Genomic DNA, 19,001 nt, shown 5'->3' on the forward strand with positions numbered 1-19,001 from the left:
AGAGTTTTCGCTATTTCAGGTCAAATACGCCTGTGGGCAGTTTTCTGTGGAGCGCATTCAGTGTGAAGTCTGCTCCTGGGTCATTGCTGGCAACAATGCCGCTGGCTCTAAGCACTTGCTTGACCGTTTTTTCGGCCAACTCCGGTTGGTTGTTGGTGTCGCTCAGATGACAGAGCCATACTCCTCTGAGTGCCGGCGTGGCATAGTGGGCAAGCACTTGCCCGCAATCAAAATTGCTCGTATGTCCGAGCGAGCTCTGTATTCTTCGCTTCAGTTCTACGGGGTAGGGCCCTGCTTCGAGCATGGCCTTCTCATAGTCTGCCTCTATGACAAGATAATTGGCGTGTCCGACATATTCCAGCATTTCGTCTGTGAAATGCCCGATATCCGTCATCAATACGAATGTGATGCCTTCTGCCTCAATGCAGTAACCGACATTTTCCTTACTGTCGTGTGGCACCCCGAAAGCAGTGATCGTAAATTCGCCTATATGAAAAGGCTGTCCTTTCTCGACAACAAATGACATATCTTGGGGCACCTTGGTCCTCACACACCAGTTCTCCTCTATGCCTTCGTGCACTTTGCGCGTGGCATATACAGGGATGTGATAATCCTTGCTTACACTACCTACTGACTTCACGTGATCGGCATGATCATGTGTGACCAGTATAGACCTAATATTGGAAATGTTTAGGCCGTAGTTTTTCAAGTGTTTTTTCAAAATACGGACACCGATGCCAGCGTCAATGAGCAACCCTTCTTTCTCGTTGTATATCAGGCTGCAGTTGCCGCTGCTGCCGCTGCCGAATGAGATAAAATGCAGCATTGTGTTATAATTTTCTACAAAGATAAATATTTCTCTTCAATAATCACTCTATTTGCAATGCAAAAAAACTTAATGGCGTAAAAAAGTCTGTTCTTTGGTCTTTGTTTGAACCAAGAAAAAGGAAAGAGAACATCGAATCGTAAAAACAAAAAAATAGTTAATAGTCAAGATTAGCCCGCTAATTATTTGCTAATCAGAAAAAAGATTGCTAACTTTGCACTCTGTTTGGAATAAGTATCAAAAATCGAATCAAAAACAAAGAATAGCGATGTCTAAGATTTGTCAGATTACAGGCAAGAAGGCACAGAGAGGTTGCAATGTGTCTCACTCAAAGCACCACACAAAACGCAGCTTTGACGTTAATCTCTTCAGCAAGAAGTTCTTCTATGTAGAGGAGAACTGCTGGATTTCGCTCAAGATTAGTGCCGCTGGTCTTCGTCTTATCAATAAGGTTGGACTGGACGCAGCTCTGAAGCAGGCAGTCTCTAAGGGCTACTGCGATTGGAAGGACATTAAAGTATTAGGAGAATAATCATCATGGCAAAGAAGTCGAAAGGAAATAGAGTTCAGGTGATTCTGGAATGCACAGAGATGAAAAACTCTGGCCTGCCAGGCACTAGCCGTTACGTTACGACAAAGAACCGCAAGAATACTCCCGAGCGTCTGGAGCTTATGAAGTACAATCCCATCTTGAAAAAGATGACACTTCACAAGGAGATCAAGTAATCTCACCAGAGTTCTCGTTTTACGTTAATAGTTAAAAGATAATATAGACTATGGCAAAGAAAGCGGTCGCTACCCTCCATGAAGGTTCTTCGGATGGTCGCGCATATTCAAAGGTTATTAAGATGGTAAAGAGCCCTAAGACAGGTGCTTACATCTTCGATGAGCAGATGGTTCCCAATGAGGCCGTCAAGGATTTCTTTAAGAAGTAATCTCGGATTTTGATACTTTAAAGATAAATGTTACAAGAGGTTGGACTTTTTCTTGGTTCAACCTCTTGTTTTTTTATTTATGAGACTTTTTAAATTAAATATAGTATAGGCTTTGGGTGCAACAAAAAAATAGCTTATCAAGCAGCATTGTAGAAAAATATGGATTTCTCTATTTTACTATTCTTGATAAGCTATTTCTGTGGAGCAGGTTTTTCTTTGCTCGCATTTTTTTGTTTGTCTACTGGTGGCTTATGTAGTGATCTCACCGGCAATGCTTCTTGCCATCAAGTTGCGGATGGTATTTGGATCGTTGTGTTGAGCTTGTAGATACATGAGTTTGGTGACAGCTGCTTCTACGGTAGAGTCGTGACCAGAGATGACACCAATGTCTTTGAGTTGGTATCCGGTGTCGTATCGGCTCATCTCCACGGTGCCGGCTACACATTGGCTGATATTCACAATGACGATTCCCTTTAGGGTCGCTTCTTTGAGCAGGTGCATGAGCCATGGACTTTTCATTGCGTTGCCACTGCCAAAACTGCGCATGACGATACCTCTGAGACTTTGCAGTTGCAGCACTTGTCTAAGGATCCCCTCTTGAATGCCGGGGAAAAGACTGAAGACAACCACATTGGTGTCCATGGCCAGGTGGGCTTGCATCCGCTTGCTGAAGTCTGGTTTTAATATATGGTGATCATGAAACGAAAAGTTTACTCCTGCCTCACACAGGTGAGGATAGTTAAAGGAGTCGAAGGCGTTGAAACCGTCTGCATTGATCTTTGTTGACCGGTTGCCTCGAAGCAGAACACCGCTAAAGTATATACATACCTCCGGCACGCGTGCGTGTCCGTATTCATCCTTCAATGCGGCAAGTTCTATACTTGTCACAAGGTTTTCCTTACCGTCGGTTCTTAACTGACCAATGGGCAGTTGTGATCCGGTAAGGATCACGGGCTTTGTCAGTCCTTCAAGCATAAAAGAGAGAGCCGAGGCTGTGTATGCCATTGTGTCCGTACCGTGTAGTACTACGAAACCGTCGTAGTCGTCATAGTTTCGGTTGATGATCCTCACGAGTTGGGCCCATTGTGTGGGCGACATCTCGCTGGAGTCGATAGGAGGCGTGAACTGGTAGACGTCAATGTCGGCTCTGATCAGTTGAAACTCCGGCATAGACTCAACGAGATGGTTGAAATCCAGTGGCTCCAATGCGCCTGTCTGAGGATTTTGTCCCATACCGATTGTGCCTCCTGTGTAGATAAGCAGTACCTTGTTCATCGCTATTCTTAGTTTTTTCTGCAAAAGTAATTTAATTTTGTCGATATTCCAAATAAATACTGTATATTTGCGCTTGTGACTTTAGGTAATCGGTCTACCACTTACAATTATTAGTCAATCCGTTAAAAATAGAATCAAATATGAAGAAATTCATGGATGAGGACTTCCTCTTAGAGTCTGATGTGGCTAAAGACTTGTATCATAATCATGCTGCGAAGCTGCCAATCATTGATTATCATTGCCATCTCGACCCTAAGATGGTGGCAGAAGACTATCATTTTCGAAGCATCACAGAACTTTGGTTGGGTGGAGACCATTATAAGTGGAGAGCTATGCGTAGCAATGGCGTTGATGAGCGCTATTGCACAGGTACAGATACTTCCGATTGGGAAAAGTTTGAGAAATGGGCAGAGACAGTGCCTTATTGTTTTCGTAATCCTTTGTATCACTGGACACATCTTGAATTAAAGACAGCTTTTGGAATCGAAAAGTTGCTTTCGCCCTCTACGGCCCGTGAAATCTATGATATCTGTAACGAAAAGCTTCAACAACCCGAGTTCAGTGCCCGCGGGCTCATGCGTCACTATCATGTGGAATGCGTCTGCACCACCGATGATCCTGTTGATGACCTGCATTGGCATAAAGTGACACGTGAGAGTGGTTTCGAGATTAAGATGTTGCCAGCTTGGCGACCTGATAAGGCAATGAATATCGAGCACCCCGATTTCTCGGCCTATATGGAGCTGCTCTCGGAAGTAAGTGGCATCGAGATTGACAGTTATCAGCATCTTATCGATGCTCTGCAACGCCGACACGATTTCTTTCATGAGAATGGATGCCGGCTCTCTGATCATGGCGTAGAGGAGTTCTATTGTGAGCCGTATACTTCTTCTCAGATCGAAACAATTTTTAGTAAAGCATTACGTGGCTTGCGGCTTTCTGCACTGGAGGTGCATCAGTATAAACATGCTTTCTTGAAAGACTGTGGTGAGATGGACTATGATGCCGGATGGACACAGCAGTATCACTATGGGGCTATCCGCAATAACAATACTTGTATGTATGAGCAACTGGGGCCGGATACGGGCTTCGACTCTATTGGAGAGTTCAGTACGGCTAAGGCTTTGAGTTGCTTCCTGGATGAACTCAATACAGAGCATAAGCTCGGTCGAACCATTCTCTATTGTCTCAACCCTTCGGCCAATGAAATGATAGCCACAATGCTCGGCAATTTTCAAGATGGTACGGAACCCGGCAAGATCCAGTTCGGCTCCGGCTGGTGGTTTAATGACCAACTCGATGGAATGACCAAGCAGATCAATGCGCTATCTGCGCTGGGGCTGCTCTCCCGTTTTGTGGGTATGCTCACCGACAGTCGCTCTTTCCTGAGTTATCCTCGCCATGAATATTTTCGTCGTCTGTTGTGCAATATTCTTGGCAATGATGTTGAGCGTGGCTTGCTTCCTGATAGTCGGGAGGATCTTTCCCGTATGGTGGAAGACATTTCTTATTATAATGCCCGGCGCTATTTTCGCTTCTACGAATAAGCGAGAATTGGCAAGAAGTAGAAGGCTCTCTGTTTTTTTAGCGTAATTCCTTTGCCCTTTGGAAATAAAATTGTAATTTTGCAAAGATAAAAATAAACGTTCAACCACGGATATGAAGAAATTACTCATACCTTTTATTGTCGCGGCTTTCGCTTTGTTCATGGGGTCGTGCGCAAGCAGCAAGAAAGTTGCTTATTTCCAGAACATCGATACATTGAATCTTTCTGCCTCCCGTGGCCTCTATGATGCCAAAATCATGCCGAAGGATATGTTGACGATTACGGTGATAACCACGAACCCTGATGCTTCTGCACCATTTAACCTCTCCGTTAATAACACCGTCGGTACAGGTGGACAGCTCAGCACGGGTGGCGGAATGCTGCAGGGCTATTTGGTTGACAATGAAGGATTCATCAATTTCCCGATAGTAGGTAAAATTCATGTAGAAGGCTTGACCAAGACACAATGTGAGAATCTTATAAAGTCGAAGGTGAAACCTTATTTGAATGCTCAAGAAAATCCTATTGTTACCGTTAGAATGTCCAGTTACCGCGTAACGGTGATTGGTGAAGTCGGTAATCCGCAAGTGGTGCCCGTGACTACAGAGAAGATGAGCATCGTTGAGGCGTTGGCTACTGCGGGTGACTTGTCTATCTATGGTAGGCGTGATAATGTGCTTCTCATTCGTGAAGATTCTACCGGCGAAAAGCATGCGCATCGTCTTGACTTGAATGATGCAAATATCATCAACTCACCATATTATTATCTGCAACAAAACGATATTGTCTACGTTCAGCCTAACTCAATCAAGGCACAGAACTCATCGATCGGCAGTATGACTACGTTGTGGATCTCGTTTATGGGAATCGTGACATCTGTTGCATCTTTGTTGGTGAACATCTTAAGAAATTAATTTTGAAAGAAGATTGGAATATCTCTTAACGATACGTTGGGTGATGGTTTCAATCTTTTTTTTAAGCAATACATTTATCTTGTAAATAAAGGAAGATCGTTGATGGAAAACAACATTCACGAAGACTGTGGAGTGGCTTTGGTGCGGCTCCTTAAACCTCTTAGTTACTATCAGGAGAAATACGGTACGTGGAGATACGGTTTGGGCAAGCTCTATCTGATGATGGAGAAACAGCATAACCGTGGACAGGAAGGCGCTGGTATCGCTTCCGTCAAACTGAACACCCAGCCGGGAAATGAATATATGTTCCGTGAGCGTGCGGAAGGCCCTAATGCCATAACAGAGATCTTTGGCTCAGCCAACCGACAAATCAATCAGGTGGTTAAGGAAAACAGCGTCTTTGTCGACTCCAACCTTCAAGAGGTACCTTTTGCCGGCGAACTCTATATGGGGCATCTTCGTTACTCCACCACGGGCAAGAGCGGACTGAAATATGTCCATCCTTTCCTCCGTCGCAACAATTGGAGAGCTAAGAACCTCTGTCTCTGCGGCAACTACAATATGACCAATGTGGAGGAGGTGTTTGAGGAACTTACCCGCCAAGGACAGTGCCCCCGTATCTACAGCGACAGCTATATCATGCTCGAGCTCATGGGTCACCGTCTTGACCGTGAGGTGGAGCGCAACTTCCGTGAGGCAAAGAAGCAAGGACTGGAGGATCAAAATATCACGCGCTACATCGACGAGCATGTCAAGATGGAAAATGTGCTTAAAACTACGATGAAGCATTTCGATGGAGGTTATGTCGTGACGGGGATTACCGGCAGCGGCGAGATGTTTGCGATGCGTGACCCCCACGGAATTCGCCCCGCTTTCTATTACAAGAATGATGAGGTTGTCGTGCTTGCCTCTGAGCGCCCCGTCTTACAGACAACGTTCGATATCGAGTATGACGATGTTCAGGAACTTAAGCCTGGAACGGCACTCATCGTGCGCAGTAATGGTGAGACGGTGATCAAGAAGATCCTTGAGCCGCAGAGCAACGCGGCTTGCTCCTTTGAGCGCATCTATTTCTCCCGCGGCTCTGATCAGGACATCTATCGTGAGCGCAAGAAACTCGGCGAGCAGCTTGTTCCCGCAATTCTTAAGTCTATAGGCGGTGACACCCGCCACACGGTCTTCTCTTTCATCCCTAACACAGCCGAGTCTGCTTTCTATGGTTTGCTCGACGGTTTCAAGAAGCATGTCATCGAACGGAAGATTGAACGTATCGAGAGTCTTGGACATACTCCTACACATGAGGAACTCCTTGATATTCTTTCCGAGTATGTGCGCTGTGAAAAAGTGGCTTGGAAAGACATCAAGCTTCGCACGTTCATCACTGAGGGCAATGCCCGCAATGATCTTGCAGCCCATGTCTACGATATCACTTACGGCTCTCTTGAACCTTATGTCGACAATCTCGTCATCATTGACGACAGTATAGTTCGCGGTACCACGCTCAAGGAGAGTATTCTCCATATCCTTGACCGTCTCCATCCTAAAAAGATTGTTATGGTCAGTTCGGCACCACAGATTCGCTACCCCGACTACTATGGCATCGACATGCCTCGTCTGGAGGAGTTCTGTGTTTTCCGTGCTACAGTAGCCCTGCTCAAGGAACGTGGTATGGAAAGCATACTGGAGAACGTATATAAAGAGTGCCTTGCAGAGCTATCCAAGCCCCGCGAGGAAATGCAGAATGCTGTACGTGACATCTATGCACCGTTCTCTGTCGACGAGATCAACCACAAGATTGTGGAGATGCTCCGTCCTGAGGGTATGACGACCCCGATCGACATTGTCTATCAGAGTCTTGATGGTCTGCATCAGGCAATCCCCAACAATCCGGGTGATTGGTATTTCTCCGGGCACTATCCCACGCCGGGTGGCACTCGTCTGTGCAACCAGGCTTACGTGAATTTTTTTGAGAAGGTGTATAAAACAGCCTCCACACAATCAATAGACCACAATAACGCGAAATGATGAAGAATGTAACCTTGGTATTGTCTGATGGGACAAAGTTCCATGGCAAGTCGTTTGGCTATGATCAACCCGTAGCCGGCGAAGTGGTGTTCAATACAGCTATGATGGGTTATCCAGAATCCCTTACCGACCCTTCCTATGCCGGACAGCTGATGACACTTACCTTTCCTTTAGTCGGTAACTATGGTGTCCCTCCTTTTACTTTTGAAAAGAATGGATTGCCCACTTTTATGGAGAGCGACAAGATTTATGCTTCTGCCATCATCGTGTCTGACTATAGCGAAGCGTACAGTCACTGGAATGCTGTAGAAAGTCTTGGCTCATGGCTTAAGCGCGAGCATGTGCCGGGCATCACAGGCATCGATACGCGTCAGCTGACAAAGGTGCTGCGCGAGCATGGTGTGATGATGGGAAAGATTATTTTCGACGACGATCCAGACAATCAGCCCAAGGCTGAGTACGAGGGAGTGAACTTTGTTGAGAAGGTTTCCTGCAAAGAAATCATCCACTACAACGAAGGAGCCGGTAAGAAAGTTGTGCTTGTCGACTGTGGTGTGAAGGCCAATATCATTCGCTGTCTCATCAACCGTGGCGTAGAGGTCGTCCGTGTGCCATGGAACTATGACTATACCGACATGGACTTTGATGGTCTTTTCCTGGCCAATGGTCCTGGTGATCCTGATACTTGTCAGGCTGCCGTCGACATTATCCGCAAGCAGATGAGCCGTTCGCGCAAGCCCATCTGCGGTATTTGCATGGGTAACCAACTTCTTGGCAAAGCTTCGGGTGCGAACATCTATAAGCTGAAATATGGTCACCGCTCCCACAATCAGCCAGTACAGATGGTGGGAACGACCCATTGCTATATTACTTCACAGAACCATGGTTATGCCGTTGATGGTAAGACACTTGGATCAGACTGGGAAGAGCTATTCGTCAACATGAATGACGGCTCCAACGAGGGTATCCGCCACAAGACAAATCCTTGGTTTTCCTCCCAGTTCCACCCTGAGGCATGTGCCGGCCCGCTCGACACTATGTTCATGTTCGACAAGTTTGTCGAGAGTTTGAAGTAATAGGGGGATGTCATCTTTTTCGTTTCATTAATTCTAAATTGCAAACGCTATGCGTGATTCAAGTATAAAGAAAGTGCTCTTGCTCGGCTCGGGAGCATTGAAGATTGGAGAGGCCGGTGAGTTTGACTATTCCGGTTCCCAGGCTCTGAAAGCTCTTCGCGAAGAGGGCATCTCTACGGTGCTGATCAATCCAAACATTGCCACCGTGCAGACTTCCGAGGGCGTTGCCGACCAAATTTATTTCCTGCCGGTTCAGCCTTATTTTGTGGAGCGGGTCATCAAGAAGGAGCGCCCCGATGGCATTCTCTTGAGCTTTGGCGGACAGACAGCATTGAACTGTGGTGTGAAGCTCTATGAGAGTGGCGTACTGGAGAAATATGGTGTGAAGGTTTTGGGTACACCTGTTCAGGCTATCATGGACACGGAGGACCGTGAGCGCTTTGTGGAGAAACTCGATCAGATCAACGTCAAGACGATTAAGAGCGAGGCTTGCGAAACCATGGACCAAGCTTTGAAGGCTGCTTCCGATTTGGGCTATCCGGTCATTGTGCGTGCTGCTTACGCCTTGGGCGGACTGGGTTCCGGCTTTGCCGACAACGACGATGAGCTGCGCCGCATCTGTGAGAAGGCTTTCTCGTTCTCGCCTCAGGTGCTTGTAGAGAAGAGTTTGAAAGGATGGAAAGAAATCGAGTATGAGGTGGTGCGCGACAAATATGACAACTGTATCACGGTGTGTAACATGGAGAACTTCGACCCGCTGGGCATTCACACGGGTGAGTCGATCGTTATCGCACCGTCGCAGACGCTTTCTAACTCAGAATATCATAAGCTTCGTGCACTGAGCATCAAGATCGTGCGCCATGTAGGTATCGTAGGTGAGTGCAATGTGCAGTATGCCTTCGATCCCAATTCCGAGGACTATCGTGTCATTGAGGTCAACGCTCGTCTGAGCCGTTCTTCGGCCCTGGCATCCAAGGCTACCGGCTATCCTTTGGCTTTTGTGGCTGCAAAACTCGGTATGGGCTATGGTCTTTTCGAGTTGAAGAACTCCGTTACCAAGACGACAAGCGCATTCTTCGAGCCGGCTTTGGATTATGTGGTCTGCAAGATTCCGCGTTGGGACTTGTCAAAGTTCCGTGGTGTTGACCGTGAGCTGGGCTCCAGCATGAAGAGTGTCGGTGAGGTGATGGCGATTGGCCGTAACTTCGAGGAAGCTATTCAGAAAGGCTTGCGCATGATCGGTCAGGGCATGCATGGCTATGTTGAGAATAAAGAGTTGGAAATCGATGATATCGATGAGGCACTTCGTGAACCTACCGACAAGCGTGTCTTCGTTATATCCAAAGCCATGCATAAGGGCTACACTATCGATCAGATCCATGACTTGACAAAGATTGACAAGTGGTTTCTCTATAAACTGAAACACATCATCGATATCGATGAGCGTTTGAAGCGTTGCAATATCAACACGCTCGACCGTGAATTGCTTCGTGAGGCAAAGGTCTATGGTTTTACCGATTTCCAGATTGCCCGTGCAGTAGGATTGGAGCGGGAACTTGGCAATATGCACAAGGCTTTGCTCGTGGTGCGTCGCCTGCGCAAGAGCTACGACATTCTGCCGGTTGTCAAGCAGATCGATACCTTGGCTGCTGAGTATCCGGCTCAGACCAACTATCTCTATGTGACCTACGATGGTGTGGCCAGCGACATCAGCTTCTCCAACGACAGGCGTTCGGTGATCGTTCTTGGTTCAGGTGCTTACCGCATCGGAAGCTCTGTGGAGTTCGACTGGTGTGGTGTGCAAGCTCTGAACACCATTCGCAAGAGCGGTTATCGCAGTATTATGATCAACTATAATCCGGAAACAGTATCCACAGACTATGATATGTGTGACCGCCTTTATTTCGATGAGTTGACCTTCGAGCGCGTCATGGATATCATTGATATGGAGAATCCTTATGGCGTCATCGTCTCCACGGGTGGCCAGATTCCTAACAACCTGGCCATGTATCTCGATGCTGAGAATGTCAACATCCTTGGTACGGCAGCCAAAGACATTGACAATGCTGAGGATCGTGCGAAGTTCTCTGAGATGCTCTCCCGCAATGGTATCAACCAGCCGGAGTGGAGCGCGCTGACGTCGATGGACGACATTGATAAGTTTGTTGACCGTGTCGGCTTCCCGGTTCTTGTCCGTCCGAGCTATGTGCTTTCCGGAGCGGCCATGAATGTGTGTTCCAATCGCGAAGAACTCGAGCGCTTCCTGAAACTGGCAGCCAACGTCAGTGAGGATCATCCCGTGGTCGTCAGCAAGTTTATTGAGCATGCCAAGGAAATAGACTTCGATGGCGTGGCCAAGCAGGGAGAGGTCATGGCTTATGCCATTAGTGAGCACATTGAGTTTGCCGGTGTCCACTCTGGTGATGCCACTTTGCAGTTGCCTCCGCAGAAGCTCTATGTCGAAACTGTGCGACGTATCAAGCGTGTCAGCCGTAAGATTGCGCAGGAGCTGCACATCTCCGGTCCGTTCAACATTCAGTTCATGGCCCGTGAAAACGACATCATGGTTATCGAGTGTAACCTCCGCGCCAGCCGCTCCTTCCCCTTTGTGAGCAAGGTGCTTAAGATCAACTTCATCGACCTGGCTACCAGGGTGATGCTCGGTGAGCCGGTGGAGAAGCCCAATAAGAATCTCTTCGACCTCGACTACGTTGGTATCAAGGCCAGCCAATTCTCGTTCAACCGTTTGCAGAAAGCAGACCCTGTGCTCGGTGTGGATATGAGTTCTACCGGAGAGGTTGGCTGCTTGGGCGACGACACCAATCAGGCTCTGCTCAAGAGTATGCTTTCCGTAGGTCAGCGCATTCCTGAGCATACCGTCTTGCTCTCTACCGGTGGTGCCAAGCAGAAGGCTGAGATGCTCGATGCCGCCAAACAACTCTTGGCCCATGGCTATCAGCTTTATGCTACTGGCGGCACATCGCGCTATCTCACAGAGAACGGTGTGGCCAATACGCTGGTTTACTGGCCGTCGGAGAAGGGGCACCCCCAGGCTCTCGAACTCTTACATGAGAAGAAGATCGATATGGTGGTGAACATTCCGAAGGATCTCACCTCGCGCGAGTTGACCAATGGCTACAAGATCCGGCGTGCCGCCATCGACCTCAATGTACCATTGATCACTAACAGCCGTCTTGCTTCTGCCTTCATCAATGCTTTCTGCACGTTGAAACCTGAAGACATCGATATTAAGGCATGGGGTGAATATTGATCATCAATTCGCAAGTATCTTGTTTTACACTCCTAAAACGGAGAGATGGTAACAAACTCTCATTTCCCAATCCGCTTTTCTTTAGAGAGAAGCCGATTGGGATTTTTGCTATTGCAGTCATTCGTTGCTGTATTTCATAACTTTTCTCTATAATATCGTAACGGCTTATCGCCCAATCTTTCGTAACTTTGCACTCGTCAACAAGAGCTTGGCAGATGGCCATGCTCAACAACATAGAAATAACAATTAAAAATACAAAAACGACCATGAAGAAGACATTTAATGTATCCGGTATGAAGTGCAGCCACTGCGCTGCCAATGTTGAAAACGCATTGAAGGCAGTGAAGGGTGTCGTCAGTGCTGAGGCTCAACTCGAAGACAAGACTGTCACCGTAGAATTTGACGGGCAGCAGGCCAGTGAGGCTGATCTCAAGGCAGCCGTGGATGCTACCGGCCGCTATGAGCTGACCGACTAATGAGGGGGGGCATCGCGTTTATGAAGAAGACAATCCCCGTCATTGGCATGGCCTGCGCCAGTTGCTCCGCCAATGTCGAGCGCAAGCTCAACAGTCTCGATGGCGTTCAGCAGGCTTCGGTCTCTCTTCCGGGCAGAAGTGCGCTCGTCGAATACGATCCTGCCAAGATCTCTCTTGAGGACATGAAGCGGGCCATCAACGGCATCGGCTACGACCTCGTCATTGAGGCTGACCGCAGTGCGGTGGAGATAGAGCGGCGAGCCTATACATTGCTGAAGCGCAAGACAGTCCTGAGCTGGCTCTTTGCCGCTTTGTGTATGTCGCTCTCCATGCATTGGCTGCGCGTGGGCGATACCTCGCTGACCAATCAAGTGGAGCTGCTTCTGGCTTTAGCCAATATCATTGTCTGCGGGTGGGCCTTCTACCGCGCAGCCTGGCGTCAGCTGCTCCATGCCACCGCCAACATGGACACGCTGGTGTGTCTCTCCACCGCCATTACCTTTCTGTTCTCTGTCTTTAATACTTTTTGGGGCGAGCAGACCTGGGGCAGCAAGGGCATCGGGTGGCATACCTATTTCGATGCCTCGATCATGATCATCACCTTTGTGCTCACCGGACGCCTCTTAGAGGAAAAAGCAAAAGACGGGACAGCCTCCAGCATCCGTCAGCTCATGGGCATGTCTCCCAAGACGGCTCATATCGTTGAGGATGGACAGGTCAGGGAGGTGCCAGTCTCTACTATAGAGAAAGGAGATGTGCTCGAAGTGCGACCGGGGGAGAAGGTGCCCGTCGACGGTGAGGTGATCAGTGCCGAAAGCTTTATGACGGCTGACGCTGCTTATGTCGATGAGAGTATGATCACGGGTGAACCGACACCCGCCGAGAAGAAGAAGGGCAGCAAGGTGCTTGCCGGCACTATTCCCAGCCAAGGTAAGTTCCGTATGCGAGCCCGTGAAGTAGGGGAAAACACAGCCTTGGCACATATCATCCAAATGGTGCAGCAGGCGCAGGCGTCAAAGGCACCGGTTCAGCGCATTGTCGACAAGGCTGCTTTGGTCTTTGTGCCCGTGGTGGGCGGCATCTCTGTGCTCACCTTCGCGTTGTGGCTGCTCATCGGCGGCACGGCGATGATGCCGCAAGCCATCCTCTCTGCCGTTGCCGTGCTCGTCGTCGCCTGCCCGTGTGCAATGGGCTTGGCAACTCCTACAGCGTTGATGGTTGGGATTGGAAGGGCAGCGCAGGACAAGGTGCTCATCAAGGACGCCACAGCCCTGGAGCGGCTGCGCAAAGTAGACGCGTTGGTCACTGACAAGACCGGCACACTGACGATTCCCAATCAGAATGTCGATTTCACCAAGTCCGATGATCTGCCTTTGGAGGAGCGTGAGCAGCTCAAGCCACATGCCGCTGAGGCGATGAACCAACTCCAGGAATGGGGCATCGAAGTGTGGATGATGAGTGGCGACAAGGATGAGGCCGCCCACTATTGGGCTCAGAAAGCTGGCATCAAGCACTATAAGAGCAGGGTGATGCCTACGGACAAAGAGGAGATGGTGCGCAAACTGCAAAATGAGGGAAAAACGGTGGCGATGATCGGCGATGGCATCAACGACACGCAAGCTTTGGCACTCGCCGACGTGAGCATCGCCATAGGGCGCGGCACCGATGTGGCCATGGATGTGGCACAGGTGACGCTCATGGGCGATGACCTTCGCGCCATTCCAAACGCCATAGAGCTTAGCCGTCAGACGGTGAAAATGATTTGGGAAAACCTCTTCTGGGCATTCATCTACAACATTGTCTGCATTCCCTTGGCGGCCGGAGCCCTACGCTTGTTGGGTATCGACTTTCAGATCACGCCGATGTGGGCCTCCGCATTGATGGCTTTCTCGAGCCTTAGCGTGGTTCTCAACAGTCTTAGATTGAAGTTTGTTATTAGATAAACGAAAGAAATATGATGACGCAAGACCAGAGGTGGACCATGATGTGGCAGAAGTATATGGACTTTCTGCACAACAACAAACGTCGGCCATCGAAATATCAGCCTGAAGAGCGCGACTTGGTCAACTGGGCCAAACACAACCGAAAGTTGGTCAACAAAGGAGTGCTGAAAGCCGATAGAAAGACCCGCTTTGACCAGCTCGTTGCTGAGGCTGAGAAATATCAGCGTGTCAACCAGCACCAATACGTCAATGGGGAAACAGCCTCACCCCCAACCCCTCTCCGAAGGAGAGGGGAGTAGAATGCTCTGCGGGTGTTGACTTGCATTGAATTGGCTTGTCGAGAGGGGAGTAGAATGCTCTGCGGGTGTTGACATGCATTGAATTGGCTTGTCGAGAGGGTGTCTTGAGACATATTACTCCCCTCTCCTTCGGAGAGGGGTTGGGGGTGAGGCTGTTGGGGGTGAGGCTGTTGTTTTCTTCAGCGCATTGTATTTTTTAAGATGCTGCTGTGCCTTCTCTGCCGCTGCAATGGCGTTGGGGTTGGTAGGAGCTTCCTCGGGAGTGATGCGCATGGTGCCCGCGGCATTGATCAGATCCTTCACCACCTCGCCGCCGACGATGAGCCCTGCTGCTGCGGGAACAAAAGCGTCGCTGGCGGGAATGTCGCGGCGCTCAGTACACTTGCGCATATCCTTGTTGGGACAGATGCAGTGGAAGCGGCAGGAGATGGTGTCATCTTCGATCTGCTTGAGCGGCTCCTCGTCGCTGTAGACCACCTTGAGATGAGGGATATGCAGGCGGCGCAGCTTTTTGCGTATGACTTTTGCCAACGGGTCCATCTTGGTCTTGTTGATGTCAGCCACCCGGAAGGCGGTGGCGTCGAGCTTGTTGGCGGCTCCCATGCACGAGATGATGGGGATGTGGAGGGCGTAGCAGCGCTTGATGAGCTCAAGTTTTGCGGTCACCGTGTCTACGCAGTCCACGACATAGTCATACTGGCTGAGGTCGATCTCGTCGGCGTTGGCGGGCATGTAAAACATCTGATGCTTATGCACGATGCAACGGCGGTTGATGTCATGGATACGCGCCTCGGCAACATCGACCTTGTGCTGACCGACGGTGGAGATGAGCGCATAGATCTGCCGGTTGACATTGGTGAGGCAGACGCGGTCGTCGTCAAAGAGGTCTATCTCGCCGACACCGCTGCGCGCCAGCACTTCCACCACATATCCTCCGACGCCTCCGATGCCGAAGACGGCTACACGCGAGCCGCTGAGCGTGTCGATGGCGGGCTTGCCAAGAAGCAACTGTGTACGGGAAAACTGATTTTGCATCTTTGTATTCCTTCTAATACCTATTATTGTTAAATAATAATGTGTTATAAATATAATGTGTCCGGGCTGCAAAGGTACAAAAAAATCGGGAAACGACCAAGCCCCCGCTAAGTTCTTGGCTGTTGACGGAAATACGCTTTGATGTCGTTGTCGATGTCTACAAGGCTGCGTTTGCCGGTGACATAGGGCTTGACGAGCATCGTCAACACATATATGGCAAAACCTATCAGGGCTGCGGCGGCAAAGTTGAGGATCTCGCTGCGAATGAGTCCCGCGCTGAGAAATGCCACCATCACGATGATGGGCACGATGGCCAGCAGCCAGTCGCCCGCGGTATTCATCTTCAAGGCGTCTTCTCTCTCCTGGCGCAGATGTTGCGGTGCGCGGGCGATGAGCTCACTTTTGTGCTCAGCCCAGTATGCTTCGAAATTGTCGCTGTTGTGTTTAGCTTCCATGGCGTTGATGATTGATGTCTGCAAAAGTACATGAAATCTCTGAAAGTAGCAATAGTTTTGCGGCATCTCTTATCTTTTTCGTAAAATCAATGGAAGAAATTTTGAAGTTCTGCAATTTTTATGTAAGTTTGCATCAATAAATTAGAAAAACAGCGATACTGTGAATATATGTGTTTTTTGCGGCGCCCGTCCCAACTTCATGAAGGTGGCGCCAGTGATTCGTCAGATTGAGAACCTGCGTCGGGAGGGCAAACCGGTGGAGAGTCAGATTGTCTATGCCGGCATTGCCAACGACCCGACGCTGGAGGACAGTCTTTTCAGCGACTTGGGCATCAGACGCCCCGATGTCTTCTTAGGCGTGGATTGTGTCAATCTCAATGAGCTCACGGGGCAGGTGATGTCTAAGTTTGAGGTTTATCTTCAGGATCATCCTACCGATGTGGTTGTCGTTGTCGATGACCTTGCCTCGACGATGGCGGCGTCTATCGTCACCAAGAAGCAGGGCATCAGGCTGGCGCACATCGCTGCCGGCACGCGCAGTTTCGACATCACCATGCCGAAGGAGATCAACCGGCTTGTCATCGACGGACTGAGCGACATTCTCTTCACCGCCGGCATCAGCAACAACTCGATAGCAAACCGCGAGGGCGCCGAACTCTCAAAAGTGTATATGGTGGGCAACATCCTCATGGACAACCTGCGCTATTGCCACACACGTATCGAGCAGGCTACGCTGCCCGACGAGGTGGCTCGTGTGATCACGGCAGAAGATGGCAGGCTGAAGCCTTATCTGGTCTTCACGATCAACCGCAAGGCGCTGCTGGCCGACAAGGACAATCTGAAAAATATGATCATGGCGTTGGCCCGGGCAGCTGGTGACACGACGATCATCGCCCCGCTGAGAGGACTGGCCGAGGAGACGATCACGGGGCTGGGACTGAGAGAGCGTCCCGACCTGAAGAATTTCCATATCGTCACCCCGTTGGGCTATCTGGCTTTCGCACGTCTGACGCGTCATGCCAGCGGTATCATCACAGACAGCGGCAATGTGGCTGAGGAGGCTACCTTCAACCAGGTGCCGTGCATCACGCTCAACAGCTATACCGAGCATATCGAGACGGTGAAGATCGGCACCAATGTGCTGGTCGGCGAAGATGCTGAGAAGCTCGAAGAGGCTGTCGGCAAGATGGCCGCGGGACAGTGGAAGCAATCCGGCATCCCCGACAGATGGGACGGACGCACGGCGGAGCGCATCGTGGAGGTGCTGATGAACGAGTAACAGCCTTGCAGCCTCGCCCCGACCCCTCTTCAAGACCACCTTTACATGCAGCTGGTCAGACCGAAGGTCGTGGCGATGGCGCTGAGGATGGAGATAATCATGTTGATGATCAGCTTCCAGGTTTCTTTCTTGTTTTCGGTACTCATAATAAATTGTTTTTAAAGGGCTCCCCGCCATTCTATGGGTGGAATGGCAAAATTATTTAGCGTTAGAATAGCGGAGAGCCAAAAATTAATAGTTTAATTTTCTTCCCGGTCTGCGGCAGTTATCCGCTTATCCTCTAGGCGTCGTCACCACCCCTCCCGCCTGTAGAAGGCACGTTTCCGCTTGTTCCGGAACTCTTGTTATCGCCTTCCTCGGCTTTTTCCCCACGATTGTACTGACCAGCCTCTTGCACCCTTGCGGCAGCAGTCAGTTCGGCACGTGTGAAGTCGCCGCATGGGCGCGCGCGAAGATGCGCAGAGAGGACGTTGGTCGCAACATTGAAATCATTCAAATTATCTGCGCCCTTTGTCTTAAGTCCGGCGGAGAAGATGGCGAGGTTGGGGATCTTCACGGCGTTGCCATCGAGGACAAGCTCGCGGATGCAGTTCACCATGTCGGTCAGCACACCGTAGATGGCACCCTTGGAGTAGGGGGTGTTGTGGTTGGCCATGTGCTCGGCGAGGTGCTCGAGGTCGATGGTTTGGTTGACGGTGGCACGGGCGAACCACTTGCCGTAGGCCTTGTTGCCCTTGGACTTGTTTTGATAGACTTTGTAGTGTAGCATAAGCAATAAGAATTTAGAGCCAGCCTCACCCCCTTACCCCTCTCCAAAGGAGAGGGGAGTAAAATGCTCTGCGGGTCCTTTAACCTCCCCATCTTTGGTTCTCCATCGGTGTCTTGAAGCATATCACGCCCCTCTCCCTCGGAGAGGGGATAGGGGGTGAGGCTGTGGTTATTGTTCGATTGCAAAGTTACTACACAATCGCCCCGTTTCCAAATCCGAGGCTTCTATTGCAGTTAAAATCTGTTAATAACAAACGATAAACCTCATTTTCCTGAATTTATGGTTTGCGAGGGGCGTAATTATTATTCGTTCACTGTATATATATCGTTTGGCAAGAGGAGACTCCTAACTCCTAATTCCCACATGCGTAACAGCGTAACAGCGTAACAGCGTAACAAAAGGCCGTTTCTGACATGCGGCACGGAAAAATGGCAGAAAATGAGACTATAGAGTAAAAATATATTATATTATTATATACTATAATATTATTTAATATATTAATAATTAGTATATTATATCAATTGTATATTTCTTATTATTGTTTTACAATCATAATGTTTCCGACATACGATAGCTATAAACGTTACGGTGTTACGGTGTTACGGTGTTACGGTTGAGGGAGGAAAGAAAGAAAATTGCCATTCCCCCGCCAATTATTCGCGCAAAAAAAATATTTTGCGCGCCGAGAACAACAAGACATTACTTTTTTTAGTATTTTTGTTGGCAGTTTAACAAAAATCATGTACATTTGCAGATAGACCTTAATTCCGCAACACTATAATTTAACTTTATTTATAAGTTCCTGAGCAACAAAAAGTTGCCCAGGATTTTGCCATGTCAGAATTTTCACTTATCTTAGTGTTGCAAAAAGAAAACA

General features: G+C 49.1%; 18 protein-coding genes. 12 read left to right on the forward strand and 6 right to left on the reverse strand.

Going from position 1 to position 19,001, the window contains the following annotated elements; all coding sequences use genetic code 11:
* Positions 1-10: 10 nt before the first annotated feature.
* On the reverse strand, positions 11-826 hold the full coding sequence (locus NG346_RS09900) for an MBL fold metallo-hydrolase (RefSeq protein ID WP_262280132.1): 816 nt from the start codon (positions 824-826) through the stop codon (positions 11-13).
* Positions 827-1,094: 268 nt separating this feature from the next.
* Here NG346_RS09900 and rpmB point away from each other — a divergent pair, with 268 nt between their 5' ends.
* Genes rpmB through NG346_RS09915 form a run of 3 tightly spaced genes read left to right on the forward strand, consistent with a single transcriptional unit; the run spans position 1,095 to position 1,761 of the window.
* Positions 1,095-1,358, forward strand: coding sequence for a 50S ribosomal protein L28 (gene rpmB / locus NG346_RS09905; protein ID WP_154534664.1), 264 nt, complete (start codon positions 1,095-1,097; stop codon positions 1,356-1,358).
* A gap of 5 nt (positions 1,359-1,363) precedes the next feature.
* The gene (gene rpmG / locus NG346_RS09910) at positions 1,364-1,552 is read left to right on the forward strand and encodes a 50S ribosomal protein L33 (RefSeq protein WP_154534665.1); all 189 of its coding nucleotides are present in this window, start codon (positions 1,364-1,366) and stop codon (positions 1,550-1,552) included.
* 50 nt (positions 1,553-1,602) lie between these two features.
* Positions 1,603-1,761 (forward strand): DUF4295 domain-containing protein, encoded by a 159-nt coding sequence (locus NG346_RS09915; RefSeq protein WP_262280133.1) that lies wholly within the window; start codon positions 1,603-1,605, stop codon positions 1,759-1,761.
* Positions 1,762-2,010: 249 nt separating this feature from the next.
* On the opposite strand, the gene NG346_RS09920 is transcribed toward NG346_RS09915, so the two are convergent.
* Positions 2,011-3,036 (reverse strand): asparaginase, encoded by a 1,026-nt coding sequence (locus tag NG346_RS09920; protein ID WP_262280134.1) that lies wholly within the window; start codon positions 3,034-3,036, stop codon positions 2,011-2,013.
* Positions 3,037-3,176: 140 nt separating this feature from the next.
* Between NG346_RS09920 and uxaC the strand changes: the two genes are divergently transcribed.
* The 8 genes from uxaC (at position 3,177) to NG346_RS09960 (ending at position 14,586) form a co-directional block, all read left to right on the forward strand.
* On the forward strand, positions 3,177-4,583 hold the full coding sequence (uxaC, locus tag NG346_RS09925) for a glucuronate isomerase (protein WP_262288670.1): 1,407 nt from the start codon (positions 3,177-3,179) through the stop codon (positions 4,581-4,583).
* Between the two features lie 112 nt (positions 4,584-4,695).
* The gene (locus NG346_RS09930) at positions 4,696-5,496 is read left to right on the forward strand and encodes a polysaccharide biosynthesis/export family protein (protein WP_262280136.1); all 801 of its coding nucleotides are present in this window, start codon (positions 4,696-4,698) and stop codon (positions 5,494-5,496) included.
* A gap of 102 nt (positions 5,497-5,598) precedes the next feature.
* On the forward strand, positions 5,599-7,521 hold the full coding sequence (locus NG346_RS09935) for an amidophosphoribosyltransferase (protein WP_262288671.1): 1,923 nt from the start codon (positions 5,599-5,601) through the stop codon (positions 7,519-7,521).
* Positions 7,521-8,597 carry a glutamine-hydrolyzing carbamoyl-phosphate synthase small subunit gene (gene carA / locus NG346_RS09940; RefSeq protein WP_262288675.1) on the forward strand — a complete coding sequence of 359 codons (1,077 nt, stop codon included), beginning with the start codon at positions 7,521-7,523 and terminating at the stop codon, positions 8,595-8,597. Before NG346_RS09935 ends, carA begins: the two co-directional genes overlap by 1 nt.
* A 49-nt stretch (positions 8,598-8,646) precedes the next feature.
* Complete coding sequence (gene carB, locus NG346_RS09945; RefSeq protein ID WP_262288672.1) at positions 8,647-11,868, forward strand: carbamoyl-phosphate synthase (glutamine-hydrolyzing) large subunit; 3,222 nt, start codon at positions 8,647-8,649, stop codon at positions 11,866-11,868.
* Positions 11,869-12,134: 266 nt separating this feature from the next.
* The gene (locus tag NG346_RS09950; protein ID WP_262288673.1) at positions 12,135-12,344 is read left to right on the forward strand and encodes a heavy-metal-associated domain-containing protein; all 210 of its coding nucleotides are present in this window, start codon (positions 12,135-12,137) and stop codon (positions 12,342-12,344) included.
* Between the two features lie 20 nt (positions 12,345-12,364).
* Positions 12,365-14,287, forward strand: coding sequence for a heavy metal translocating P-type ATPase (locus tag NG346_RS09955; protein ID WP_262288674.1), 1,923 nt, complete (start codon positions 12,365-12,367; stop codon positions 14,285-14,287).
* Between the two features lie 11 nt (positions 14,288-14,298).
* Complete coding sequence (locus tag NG346_RS09960; protein ID WP_262280141.1) at positions 14,299-14,586, forward strand: hypothetical protein; 288 nt, start codon at positions 14,299-14,301, stop codon at positions 14,584-14,586.
* A 114-nt stretch (positions 14,587-14,700) separates the two neighbouring features.
* Here NG346_RS09960 and NG346_RS09965 read toward each other — a convergent pair whose 3' ends face one another.
* Positions 14,701-15,621, reverse strand: a complete 921-nt coding sequence (locus NG346_RS09965; protein ID WP_262280142.1) for a tRNA threonylcarbamoyladenosine dehydratase — start codon at positions 15,619-15,621, stop codon at positions 14,701-14,703.
* A gap of 107 nt (positions 15,622-15,728) precedes the next feature.
* Entirely contained in the window at positions 15,729-16,076 is a 348-nt protein-coding gene (locus NG346_RS09970) for a hypothetical protein (RefSeq protein ID WP_154534676.1), read from the reverse strand.
* Between the two features lie 199 nt (positions 16,077-16,275).
* Between NG346_RS09970 and NG346_RS09975 the strand changes: the two genes are divergently transcribed.
* On the forward strand, positions 16,276-17,355 hold the full coding sequence (locus tag NG346_RS09975; protein WP_262280148.1) for a UDP-N-acetyl glucosamine 2-epimerase: 1,080 nt from the start codon (positions 16,276-16,278) through the stop codon (positions 17,353-17,355).
* A gap of 41 nt (positions 17,356-17,396) precedes the next feature.
* On the opposite strand, the gene NG346_RS09980 is transcribed toward NG346_RS09975, so the two are convergent.
* Together NG346_RS09980 and NG346_RS09985 are read right to left on the reverse strand one after the other, a co-directional pair.
* Entirely contained in the window at positions 17,397-17,501 is a 105-nt protein-coding gene (locus tag NG346_RS09980; protein ID WP_262280143.1) for a smalltalk protein, read from the reverse strand.
* Positions 17,502-17,635: 134 nt separating this feature from the next.
* The gene (locus NG346_RS09985) at positions 17,636-18,124 is read right to left on the reverse strand and encodes an HU family DNA-binding protein (protein ID WP_262280144.1); all 489 of its coding nucleotides are present in this window, start codon (positions 18,122-18,124) and stop codon (positions 17,636-17,638) included.
* Positions 18,125-19,001: the final 877 nt, after the last annotated feature.

The organism is Hallella absiana (assembly GCF_025457485.1).
Classification (GTDB): domain Bacteria; phylum Bacteroidota; class Bacteroidia; order Bacteroidales; family Bacteroidaceae; genus Prevotella; species Prevotella absiana.